General features: G+C 41.9%; 10 protein-coding genes and 1 pseudogene. 5 read left to right on the top strand and 6 right to left on the bottom strand.

What is annotated here, in order from left to right; translation table 11 throughout:
- Positions 1-71: 71 nt before the first annotated feature.
- Complete coding sequence (locus tag BJN41_RS11830; RefSeq protein ID WP_019836471.1) at positions 72-758, bottom strand: response regulator; 687 nt, start codon at positions 756-758, stop codon at positions 72-74.
- A gap of 20 nt (positions 759-778) precedes the next feature.
- Positions 779-2431, bottom strand: coding sequence for a sensor histidine kinase efflux regulator BaeS (baeS, locus tag BJN41_RS11835; protein WP_070155434.1), 1653 nt, complete (start codon positions 2429-2431; stop codon positions 779-781).
- A gap of 139 nt (positions 2432-2570) precedes the next feature.
- Between baeS and BJN41_RS11840 the strand changes: the two genes are divergently transcribed.
- From BJN41_RS11840 to BJN41_RS11855, 4 genes are all read left to right on the top strand, one after another.
- Positions 2571-3188 (top strand): hypothetical protein, encoded by a 618-nt coding sequence (locus tag BJN41_RS11840; protein ID WP_070155436.1) that lies wholly within the window; start codon positions 2571-2573, stop codon positions 3186-3188.
- Between the two features lie 309 nt (positions 3189-3497).
- Positions 3498-5300: an acyl-CoA dehydrogenase C-terminal domain-containing protein gene (locus tag BJN41_RS11845; protein ID WP_070155449.1), complete on the top strand. Its 1803-nt coding sequence runs from the start codon at positions 3498-3500 to the stop codon at positions 5298-5300.
- Between the two features lie 219 nt (positions 5301-5519).
- Positions 5520-7301, top strand: a complete 1782-nt coding sequence (locus tag BJN41_RS11850) for an acyl-CoA dehydrogenase C-terminal domain-containing protein (protein ID WP_070155438.1) — start codon at positions 5520-5522, stop codon at positions 7299-7301.
- Positions 7302-7440: 139 nt separating this feature from the next.
- Positions 7441-7950, top strand: a complete 510-nt coding sequence (locus tag BJN41_RS11855) for a phosphate-starvation-inducible protein PsiE (protein ID WP_019836466.1) — start codon at positions 7441-7443, stop codon at positions 7948-7950.
- 78 nt (positions 7951-8028) lie between these two features.
- Here the strand turns inward: BJN41_RS11855 and BJN41_RS11860 are convergent, their stop codons facing one another.
- Positions 8029-8496 carry an RcnB family protein gene (locus tag BJN41_RS11860; protein ID WP_019836465.1) on the bottom strand — a complete coding sequence of 156 codons (468 nt, stop codon included), beginning with the start codon at positions 8494-8496 and terminating at the stop codon, positions 8029-8031.
- Between the two features lie 179 nt (positions 8497-8675).
- Here BJN41_RS11860 and BJN41_RS11865 point away from each other — a divergent pair, with 179 nt between their 5' ends.
- Positions 8676-9128, top strand: a complete 453-nt coding sequence (locus BJN41_RS11865) for a hypothetical protein (RefSeq protein WP_019836464.1) — start codon at positions 8676-8678, stop codon at positions 9126-9128.
- 68 nt (positions 9129-9196) lie between these two features.
- Here the strand turns inward: BJN41_RS11865 and BJN41_RS11870 are convergent, their stop codons facing one another.
- From BJN41_RS11870 to BJN41_RS11880, 3 genes and pseudogenes are all read right to left on the bottom strand, one after another.
- Positions 9197-10660 carry a phospholipase D family protein gene (locus BJN41_RS11870; protein ID WP_070155440.1) on the bottom strand — a complete coding sequence of 488 codons (1464 nt, stop codon included), beginning with the start codon at positions 10658-10660 and terminating at the stop codon, positions 9197-9199.
- A gap of 105 nt (positions 10661-10765) precedes the next feature.
- A pseudogene (locus tag BJN41_RS11875) lies at positions 10766-11248 on the bottom strand (TonB-dependent receptor); the annotation flags it as partial.
- Positions 11249-11303: 55 nt separating this feature from the next.
- A partial coding sequence (locus tag BJN41_RS11880; protein WP_141730405.1) for an integrase core domain-containing protein occupies positions 11304-11542 on the bottom strand: 239 nt, incomplete at its 5' end.

Below are 11542 nucleotides of genomic sequence, written 5' to 3' on the forward strand. Positions count from 1 at the left end.
ATCTAGTTATATTTATAATGACAATCGATTATTTAATATAAGCCCTTTATTAATAAAGGGCTTATATTTTTTTACTCATCAGGATATTCAAAACGATAACCTACACCATACACAGCCTGAATCCATTCATGCCGATTACCTGTTTCGGCAGCGTCAGAAATTTTACGGCGTAAGTTTTTAATGTGGCTATCAATCACACGGTCAGCTACTTCAAAACTGTCAGGGTTAATATGATCTAGCAATTGCGCTCTTGAATACACCTGCCCCACATGCTCTAAAAACAACTCCAATAAACGAAATTCGGTCGGGGTCAAATTCAAGGTTTTTTGCTGATACCAAATACGCTGCTGCGCTTTATCCATGCGGAATAAATCATTGCTTTCAGGCTCAACTTTGCGTTCTAAGCGACGCAAAACCGCTTGCACGCGCGCGACCAATTCTTTTGGACTAAAAGGCTTACAAACATAATCGTCTGCCCCCATGTTTAAACCCAGCACCCGATCAATTTCTTCTGTTCGGGCGGTGACCATAATAATTGGCACATCGGACTGTTCACGTACTTTGCGGCAAATGGTCAGGCCGTCCATGCGTGGTACCATCAAATCCAAAATCATCAGGCTTGGTTTACGCTGCAAAAAGCTGTCATAGGCCTCTTGTCCATCATGAAACATACTGACTTCAAAACCAGCAGCTTCTAAATAATCTCGTACCAATTGGGCCAGTTCAATTTCATCTTCAACCAGCAAGATATGTTTCATGCACGATTCCTTAAAGTCCATTAAGATTTGATTTTTGGAAAACTTAATTTGCAGCGTAAACCACCCAACGGTGAATGAGCAAAACTTAACTCTCCGCCTAATACTTTGGCAATTTTGACTGATAAAGCCAGACCTAAACCTGTCCCGCCTGTGGCACGTGTACGCGAATCATCGACTCGATAAAAACGCTCACCCAAACGTGCCAATTGTTCATCACTTAAACCAAACGGGCTATCATCTACATACACCGTCCACTCGGTTGCGCTTTGACTGGTGTGAATATGCACCTGCCCACCTGCTTCGGTATAGCGAATACTATTACTGAGCAAGTTGAGCATAATTTGTTTAAAGCGGTCTATATCCAATTGTAATTGCGTGCCTTCACCCGACACGATCAAGTCCAACTGAGCCTGCTCAAATTTCGGCTTAAAGCTTTCGATTTCCTGCTCAATCACTTGCCATGGATCAATGCTCGAGAAATAACATTTCAGCTGCATGGCTTCCGCTTGCGCCAAGTCCGATAAATCCTGTGTGAGTTTTTTTAGACTATTGACCTGATGCATCATCGCAGCCAAATGCTCTGGTGTGGCTTTGCGGATACCATCTTGCATGGCTTCAATTTGCGCCTGCAACACCGCCAATGGCGTTTTTAATTCATGCGAAGTATCAGCCACCCACTGACGACGTGAAGTTTCATGTTGATCTAAAATCACCGCCAAATGATTCAACTCGGTAGATAAATCACCCAATTCATCATTACGATTGACCGTGACCTGATGCTGATAATGCCCTTTGGTCAATTCACGTGTACCATTCAACAAACGCTGAATCGGTTTTTTAAAATAGGTCGCCAATAACAATGCAGCAATCAAGCTCGCCAAAATACTTAAAGCATAAACCAATAATAAATAACGGGTTTGCTTACTAAAAAAGTTAATACTTAACGCATCTTCCTGATCTAACACAGGTTTTAAGCCTAAATAGCCCACGACTTTTTCATTGACCATAATTGGACGATAAGAAATTTGAGTTTCAGCAGGCTCTCCCACTACAAATTGCCGCTGAGCATCATATAAAGATAAGCGTGAACTCAAGCCTAAACGGTCAGGCATCGAAATAAATTGTTTTTTTCCAGATGATTCTGTCGCGTTTTGGTGTCCTTCATTTTTACGATCAGGACGGAAAGCATTCTGATTGGCACTCAAAGGAAATACTAAACCTTCAAATGGCTGAAATTGTGAAGGTAAATTCAGCTCTAACCAGCGAAGTTCTTCCGCATTGGCTTGTCGTTTGCCTGGCTCAGGCTCGACTACACTTGAGTTGACATTGGCGAGGGTGTGTTCCTGAAAATAACGCTGCTGCAAAGCAATGTCATACTGACGACGCAACCACCACCGCGATAAACGGTCATAATCATCGGGCGCAGCTTCACCTTCAATTTGGAGAATTTGCGCCTGAATGGCATTGCCCCAATCGTGATATACCGCATAGACTTCTGCCAAGTTTTGAGTGAGCAAGTCCAGCTTTTGCATTTCGACATCGGCCACATATTTGCTGAAGTTTCGCTGCATATTGACATGCAATACCCCCAAGCTGACCGTGGTAATCAGCAAGGTCGTCAGCAGCACTGTTAAGAACAGGCGTAATGCGATGGGTATACGGCGAATTTTCAAAAGCGCAATCTCAGCTTTTTTTGTCGATTTTGAGCATTGTAACCAACAGTGCTAGAAAAAACTCTCCATTGTTTCTTCATCTTTATTATTTAATCTTTAATCATCCAAAATCACATGCTCTTGTATGGGGGAATTTAGAATGAATAAGATGACAAAAATTGCTTTAGCCACTGCCAGCTTTTTATCTATAGGTACGTTGACTGCCTGTCAATCCACCCAAGCACCAAAAGATATGAAACAGTCGCAATATATGCATGGTCATTATCAAAAAGACCGTCACATGACGCCTGAACAACGCAAACAATTTGAAAAAATGCGTACTGAACGTAAACAAGTCATGCAAGACATTAAAAAAGCCTGCGATGGCAAAGCGGTGGGTTCAGCAGTCCAAGTCAAAGCAGGTGAACAAACACTAGAAGGCACATGTGCGATTTCATTTAAACCGAACCGTGATGAAATCAAACGTGGTGAACATCGCCCAATGCGTGGCGATAAAGCCGATCGTGGTGAATTCCGTGGCATGCATATGCAGCGTGGCGAACCACTAACCGATGCGAAACGTGCTGAGTTAACCCAGCAATACGATCAACGTTTAGCTGAACGTCAAGCGCGTCAACAAGCTGCGACCAAAGCCTGCCAAGGTCAAACCGATGGTAAAGCCGTGCAGCTAAAAGTCGGCATACAAACAATAGATGGCAAATGTATCGTTCACTTCCAGCCTAAAGCACCTGTTTCAGCACCGGATAAGGCTGCTTAAGCTACTCTAAAAAGCATAAATAGATAAAAAAGGCGCAAATTGCGCCTTTTTTATTGGACATATCTCTTTACGGTTTTGACTATTTGTATCATTTCAAATTCAGCAAAACTATTTACACTCAAACAACTTAGCCATTTCAAGGTAAAAATCTTTGACTTTACAGTCACCAAGAAATGCCATGCAGATGCTTGTACCGAATTAGAAGATGTTGCACGATTACAACCATTGCAACACGGCATGTCTAATAAGGCATGCGCTGAAATCCCTTTAAAATATAACGCTGGTCAAACCAGTATTGAGGAAACCGATATGCCACAATACAAAGCGCCTTTACGTGATATGCAATTTGTTTTGCATGAATTATTAAATGCCGAAGATCACTATTCAAAATTACCTGCATTCCAAGAAAACGTAAGCCGTGAATTGGTTGACCAATATTTGGAAGCTGCAGCAGATTTCTGTGAAAACGAATTATCTCCGTTAAACCAAGTGGGTGACCGTGAAGGATGTACTTGGAATGATGGTGTGGTGACAACACCAACGGGCTTTAAAGAAGCGTATCAAAAATATATCGAACTCGGTTTCCCATCGCTGTCTGCTGAAGAGCAATATGGCGGTCAAGGTCTGCCTGTTTCTCTAGGTAACGTGATTTCAGAAATGGTAGGTACAGCAAACTGGGCATGGGGCATGTACCCAGGTCTTTCTCATGGTGCTGTACGTACTTTAGAACACCACGGTTCAGATGAACAAAAAGCAACCTATCTGCCAAAGCTTGTTTCAGGTGAGTGGACTGGTACCATGTGTTTAACCGAATCTCATGCAGGTTCTGACTTGGGTATTATCCGTACCAAAGCTGAACCACAAGCAGACGGCAGCTATGCAATCTCTGGCGAGAAAATCTTTATCTCTGCTGGTGAACATGACATGGCAGAGAATATCGTGCACATCGTATTGGCACGTTTACCTGGCGCACCTAAAGGTACTAAGGGTATTTCTTTATTTATCGTACCAAAGTTCAATGTAAATGCAGATGGCTCTTTAGGCGAGCGTAATGGTGTACGTTGTGGTTCAATCGAACACAAAATGGGTATTCATGGCAATGCAACTTGCGTCATCAACTTTGATAATGCGAAAGGTTTCTTGATTGGCCCTGAAAACCGTGGTCTAAACTGCATGTTCACGTTCATGAACACTGCACGTATCGGTACAGCGGTACAAGGTCTTGCAGCATCTGAAGGTTCTTTCCAAGGTGCGTTGACTTATGCCAAAGACCGTTTAGCAATGCGCTCACTTTCTGGTCCGAAAGCTCCTGAAAAAGAAGCAGATCCAATTATTGTGCATCCTGCTGTACGCAATATGCTATTGACTCAAAAAGCGTTTGCTGAAGGTGGTCGCGCACTAGTGTATCTGTTGTCTCTACACGCAGATATCGTTGAACAAGGTGCAACTGAAGAAGAACGTAAGTTCTCTGACAACATCTTGTCTTTATTGACGCCTATTGCAAAAGCATTCTTAACTGAAACAGGTTCTGAATCTGCAAAACATGGTGTGCAAGTCTTCGGCGGTCATGGCTTCATTTCTGAGCATGGCATGGAACAAATTGTGCGTGATACACGTATTTCATGCTTGTACGAAGGTACAACTGAAATTCAAGCAATCGATTTGTTAGGTCGTAAAGTTTTGGGTACACAAGGTGCAATGTTGAAAGACTTCACCAAAATCATCCATAAATTTGCAGAAGCCAACAAAGACAACGCAGCAATGCAAGAATTTGTTGAACCGCTCGCAGCGCTCAATAAAGAATGGGGCGATTTGACCATGCAAATTGGTATGCGTGCAATGCAAAACCCTGAGGAAGTAGGTGCTGCAGCAGTAGACTACATGTACTTCTCTGGTTATGTAACACTAGCTTACCTATGGGCACGTATGGCATTGGTCGCTCAAGAAGCTCTTGCAGCAGGCACAACCGATGTAGACTTCTACAATGCTAAAGTGACGACTACACGTTTCTACTTCAAGAAAATCTTGCCACGTGTTCGCTCACACGTAGACGTGATTGCAACAGGTGTAGAGCCACTATTTGCATTAGATGCTGAACACTTTGCTTTCTAAGCGAAAATTGAAACTCGCTAAATATTGAACATATTTAGCGGGATATTCAAAATATTGTACTCTTGAGTACAGAAATTGAGAAAGGACGGTCATAGCATTGACAGTCCTTTTTCTTTATAAATAAAGCATTCTTTCGCTTTAGTCGCCTACAACATTCACAATTGTAGATTACACTGAACTAAACGAATCAAGATTCAAACAATAAACAGGTGAACTCACATGCCAATTTATAATGCCCCACTTGCCGATATGAAATTCATCTTAAATGATGTATTCAATGCAGAACAATTCTGGCAAAACAACGAAAACCTCGCTCATCTTGATGCTGCAACGGCTGAAGCAATTTTGGAAGAAATGGCAAAATTTGCCCAAAACGTGACGCTGCCGATTAACCGTAGCGGTGATGAAGAAGGCGCGATCTATAACAATGGCGAAGTCACTACCCCTGCTGGTTTTAAAGAAGCATTTAAACAATATGCCGAAGGCGGCTGGATTGGTTTAGGCGCAGATGAAGAATGGGGCGGTCAAGGCATGCCAAAAATGCTGACAGTATTGTCAGATGAAATGCTCTTTGCCACCAACCCATCATTCTTATTGTATCCACTACTGTCTGTCGGTGCAGGTATGGCGTTAAGCAGTTATGCATCACAAGAACAGAAAGAAACGTATTTACCTAAAATCTACTCTGGCGAATGGTCAGGTACCATGTGCTTAACTGAACCGCATGCAGGTACAGATTTAGGGATTATTAAAACTAAAGCTGAACGCAACGAAGATGGTACTTATAACATTACAGGTACTAAGATCTTCATTACAGGTGGTGATCACGACCTTGCAGAAAATATCATTCACTTAGTTTTAGCGAAAACACCGGATGCTCCTGCAGGTTCACGCGGTATTTCTTTATTCATCGTGCCAAAATTCTTGGTGAATGAAGATGGTTCATTGGGTGAACGCAACCCTGTAGCCCCAGGCTCAATCGAACACAAAATGGGCATTAAAGCCTCTGCGACTTGTGTGATGAACTTTGACGGTGCGAAAGGTTATCTCGTTGGTAAAGAAAACGAAGGTCTTGCAGCAATGTTCGTAATGATGAACTATGAACGTTTATCAATGGGGATTCAAGGTTTAGGCGCATCAGAATTTGCCTATCAAAATGCTGCACAATATGCGACTGACCGTATCCAAGGTCGTAGTGCATCGGGTGTAAAATCACCAAACAAAGCTGCAGACAGCATTTTGGTACATGGCGATGTACGTCGTATGTTACTTAATGCGCGTGCCAATAATGAAGCTTCGCGTGCATTTGCGGTATATGTGGGTCAACAATTGGATATCACTAAATTCTCTACCGATGCAGAAGCTGTGAAAAAAGCCAATGACCGTGTTGCATTGTTAACTCCAATTGCCAAAGCCTACTTAACCGATACTGCATTTAACGCTGTAATTGATTCACAAATGGTCTTCGGTGGTCATGGTTATATCCGTGAATGGGGTATGGAGCAATGTGTTCGTGATTTACGTATCGCCCAAATTTATGAAGGCACCAACGGCGTACAATCTCAAGACTTAATTGGTCGTAAAACTATTAAATGTAATGGCGAATTTATTGCAGAATACATTGCAGAAATCCGTGATTTCGCCAATGGTTTAGATGCAGACCTCAACTTCATTAAAGATGCAACTTTAGATGCAGCGACTGAAGTTGAATCTGTGACCCAATACATTTTAAATGCAGCTAAAGAAAATGTAGATTTCCCGAACGCAGCAGCGGTTGATTATTTACATGCGGTAGGTTTGCTCAGCTTCTCATATATGTTTGCGCGCATTGCCAATGCAGCTAAACAAAAAGAGGGTGAGTTCTATCAAAACAAATTGTCATTAGCACTGTACTTTGTACAACGTATTTTGCCAGAACTAGCTTTACGCATTACCAAAGTGAAAGCGGGTGCAGAAGTGGTAATGAACTTCAGTGAAGATTACTTCACCAACCAGTCTTAATTCATACAGTATCTGCAAAAACGCCTGAATCATCAGGCGTTTTTTTATACTAAATTTTATATCCCTATTCTAAATTGTGCATGAAATTTGCATCACCTTTGGTGAAGTCTGAATATCCATACTTAAACAGGAGGTGAAAATGGCAGTACGTCGTTCAAAAATAGATAGAAATATTCAAGCAGTTGAAAGCCTATTAGACAAATATGGCAATTGGGCAGTAGAAAGTTTTCATTATCTTGCGCTCTTTATCATTGGCTGTATGGTCATTTGGTCTGCTGGACATACGGTAATTGATATTTTCACCATCAAACAATATGCCACTATTGATGACATCTTATTGCTTTTTATCTATTTAGAACTGGGGGCAATGGTGGGTATTTATTTTAAAACCAATCACATGCCTGTACGTTTTTTAATTTATATTGCCATTACCGCACTAACCCGTTTGTTAATTTCAGATATTCAACACGACCATAAAGCTGATCTCGATTTAGTGATTATTACTGGTTCAATTTTAATTTTAGCCGCTGCAATTTTAGTGGTGCGTTTTGCATCTTGGCATTACCCTTCCGTTATTCGAGACAAGCACAGTGAAAAGCCTTTAGCACAAGGCAAAACCCCTCGCCCAGAAGATGATGAATTGGCGTAAAAATCTAAAATAGGTCAAAAAAATGCTTCTAGATACTCAATATCTAGAAGCATTGATGTCTATGATTTCACTTTTTTCTCAACGATTTGCCACCAACACATAACGCCCATGTTCAAAAATCCAGTACATACCTCGTGGCGGAGCGGGTAAACCCAAGTGCTGCCAGTCGGTCACCACACGATAGGTCGAACTTTCAATATGTGCGCTACTTGGCTCACCATTTACCCAACTGTAACTTTGGTGGTTATATTGCACAGTACTTGGCGCATTGTATTGAATATTGATGCCACTACGAATCGTGGGCTGCCCCCACTGCGGCACAGGTCGTTGATGGTATGGATAATGTGGTGGATAGGAATAGGGTTGCTGTGAATGATAAGGTCGATGCTGCGGAGCAGGACGATGTTGTGGCGAATAAGGACGATGCTGATCACGCTGTGTATTGACGCCTGTATATCCTGCCCAACGATTGGTTTCGGCCAAGCTCTGCATCGACACACCTAAAAATAGCATGCCACTCAATGCAGTTAAAATCGCGACTTTCATATCTAGCACTCCTATTTTCATATTTTTATTCTAAGCTCCAATTAAGGATAAACAATGAATAAAAAATCAGCAATTTTAAACTTTCGTCTCCGCAGATTTCACCGACATGGCTCGCCATTTATGAAATATCTCCAGCCCCTATGCTAAGATACATTTTTTTTGAAATTGGATGAAACCTCGTGCCTGAATTAAATTTTGACCGCCTTCATCAGTTTTTCTGCAAAGTTCCAAGTGTACAGCAAGCCCGTGTAGACGCTTATGGTTCAGACGGTCAGCATGCATGGTGGTTCAAATTTCAAATTGATGTAGAACATCCGTTAGCATGGCAAACTGTGCAGGAGTTGGGGCATGTGCTGAATTATATTTCCAGAGATGAACGCTTGCCGACTCAATTCTTACCTGTTTCACCGCCACCGTATATGAATGGTGAAGCCAAAGATTTTTTATCGTGGGTAATTCAATGTAACCATCCAGAATTTAGCCCAGATGTGGTTTGTGATTGGTTAGAAGCGCGTTTACCCAATCCTGTGGATGATGAAGCACAATGGAAAATCAAAACCGATATTACCGAGTTAGATCAAATGAGTGATAAAGATTTGGATGAAATGGTGCCGCCAAATCCTGTAAAGTAATATTCGGCTCAAAAAAATCCCTCTTACAACAAGAGGGATTTTTGAGTTCAAGGCATAGAATTTAAAAATCAAAAGGTCGATAAACCACTCCATTCCATAAAGCGATACAGCGCATATTTCCACTTCGACTCATCGGCATACACCGCATAATCCACACTCATATTTTTACCCTCAAGGTTTGACCATGCGGTATTAAAATAGTGTTGAGCATCCTGAAATACAGGGTCTTGCACCTGTCCGACCACACGCAAGTTGCTTTCTAAATTATAGTTTTTTAAATTACGTGCGGTGAAATTGGCAGAACCTAAAATCAATTCGGCCTGTGTGGCATTCGATTTTATCAGCATTTTATTGTGGCATTGCTCGCCTTGGGTATTACACCAACGTATCTTCACCCCTGCAGCATGTAATTCTGCCGCCACCTGTCGATTTGGAATGCCATTTTTTTCACGTCCAAAAGCATCTTTATTCGGGTCCAGTAATACTCGCACTTGTACGCCACGTTGTTGTGCAGCAATCAGTGCCTTGATGATTTGTCGCTCCGATAAATAGAACATCGCCAAATCAAGATGTTCTTGCGCTTTGGTCTGCCGAATCAGTGTCAAACTGGCCTCTAAAATGGCTTGTTCAGTGAGGACTTGCACTTGAGGATAAGACGAATCTGCCTCAAACTCCCCCACAATCACCCCAGACAGATTGCCCTGCGACATCCGCGCGACGGCTTGTTCTGTTTTCAACACATCTACTGCAGTATTGCCCGTCACCAATAACGCGCTGTTAGAATGACGTGAACTGCCATCATGTGGATTAAATGACGTGACCAATGCTTTCCAACCTTCGGCGGTATCGACCACCATGGTTTTACGATGGTTGGCTTTAAAATTAAGCAAGCTAAAATAACTACGTAAGGTAATTTTATCTTTGCCGAACGGACTGGGTAGCCAACCCTTTTCGGCATTATTTGGAATGCCCTGACAGCAGAGATACCAAAACCCCGACCACAGCGGATTCGATGCGCGCAGCGGGGTCAAATCTGTTTCAATCACGTCAATACCCGCCTGACGCAATTGACGATAATGCTCAGGTGCGATGCCACCATATACCGAATTAATGGGATCAGTAATGACTTTGATTTCAATATTCGGCTGCATCCGACGTTTATGAATTAAAGCATCGGTGAGTTGCTGCGTTAGCGGTTGATGCTGCTGTTTAGACGTTCCCACTTCAGGATTAAACAAGAACATATCCAATACAATCGTGCTTTGTGCTGCATCAATCAGTCCTAAAATTTCATTAAAAATTTGATGCTGTTGTTGCTGAACGCCTTGCGCATCAATATAGGTCTGATCGGCAATAAATTTAATAGGCGCATGACGTAACTTTCCAGTGTAATTCAGCCCTTCAGGCAATGGTTTTAAGCTGTGGTAGGTCGCAGACGCCAAATAACCTAAAGCCAGAAAACTTATAATAAGTCCCACATACGCCCGAGGCGACCAATTCAATTTTTGATGAATTCGCTGAAAGATACGCATAACAAAAAACCTAGTCCGATGCGCTCAGACTAGGTTTAATTGTTTGGATTTTCAAGAGGATTTCTGTGTTTTCACGCAGACATCCTGCTCAAAGCAAATTGAATTTTAGAAGCCAAATTCCACGCCTACTGTAAAGTTACGACCCACTTGTGGAATATTCGACAAGAATGAGGCATGTGAATACACTTCATCATCGAGCAAGTTGTTAGCTTTAAAATACACACGGTAATCTTGTTTGTTGGCATAATTGCCTGCATAAGCCACACCAACATTGACCATATTATAGCCTGCTGTTTCTTGCTCTAAATAAGCAACCTTGTCTTGTTTAAAGACACGATAATATTCCGCCATACCCGACCAACCATCGGCAAAATTGGCATCCACTTTAGTCCCCAAACGCCCTGCAGGTACACGTGGTGCATTTTGATTGTCAATTTCACCACGCACATAATCACCAAACACACTGAGTTTATAATCAGGGCTAATCTGATAACCTAGCTTGGCTTCTGTACCATAAAACTTGGCTTTGTCTTGTTGATAATCAATTAAACGGAAAGTTTCCTTATGGTCAGTAGTTGCACCATAAATTGTACTAGCTCAAACCTGATCTGACAGTTACCCATTTTTTATTGTGCCTGTCAGGTTAAATTTGAGCTAAATTTTTCTCAGCCCAAATCCGTTTTCCATCAAGTAAAGTTTCAAGTGGTGTACGACCACAGCACATTTTTCCTTGATGAGTCCGTTCAGTATTATAGAATTTCAGCCAATCGTCTAGATCAACTTGTAATTCTTCCAATGAGCTATAAAGCTTCTTCCTAAACGTAATTTGATAGAACTCCTGCAAAATCGTCTTATGGAAACGCTCACATATACCATTTGTTT

It is taken from the genome of Acinetobacter towneri (assembly GCF_001758345.1).
GTDB lineage: Bacteria > Pseudomonadota > Gammaproteobacteria > Pseudomonadales > Moraxellaceae > Acinetobacter > Acinetobacter towneri_A.

Bases quoted from the DNA above. Each gene is read 5' to 3' on its own strand.
- BJN41_RS11830 (WP_019836471.1), bottom strand. From the start codon at position 758: ATGAAACATATCTTGCTGGTTGAAGATGAAATTGAACTGGCCCAATTG.
- BJN41_RS11840 (WP_070155436.1), top strand. From the start codon at position 2,571: ATGAATAAGATGACAAAAATTGCTTTAGCCACTGCCAGCTTTTTATCT.
- BJN41_RS11845 (WP_070155449.1), top strand. From the start codon at position 3,498: ATGCCACAATACAAAGCGCCTTTACGTGATATGCAATTTGTTTTGCAT.
- BJN41_RS11850 (WP_070155438.1), top strand. From the start codon at position 5,520: ATGCCAATTTATAATGCCCCACTTGCCGATATGAAATTCATCTTAAAT.
- BJN41_RS11855 (WP_019836466.1), top strand. From the start codon at position 7,441: ATGGCAGTACGTCGTTCAAAAATAGATAGAAATATTCAAGCAGTTGAA.
- BJN41_RS11860 (WP_019836465.1), bottom strand. From the start codon at position 8,496: ATGAAAGTCGCGATTTTAACTGCATTGAGTGGCATGCTATTTTTAGGT.
- BJN41_RS11870 (WP_070155440.1), bottom strand. From the start codon at position 10,660: ATGCGTATCTTTCAGCGAATTCATCAAAAATTGAATTGGTCGCCTCGG.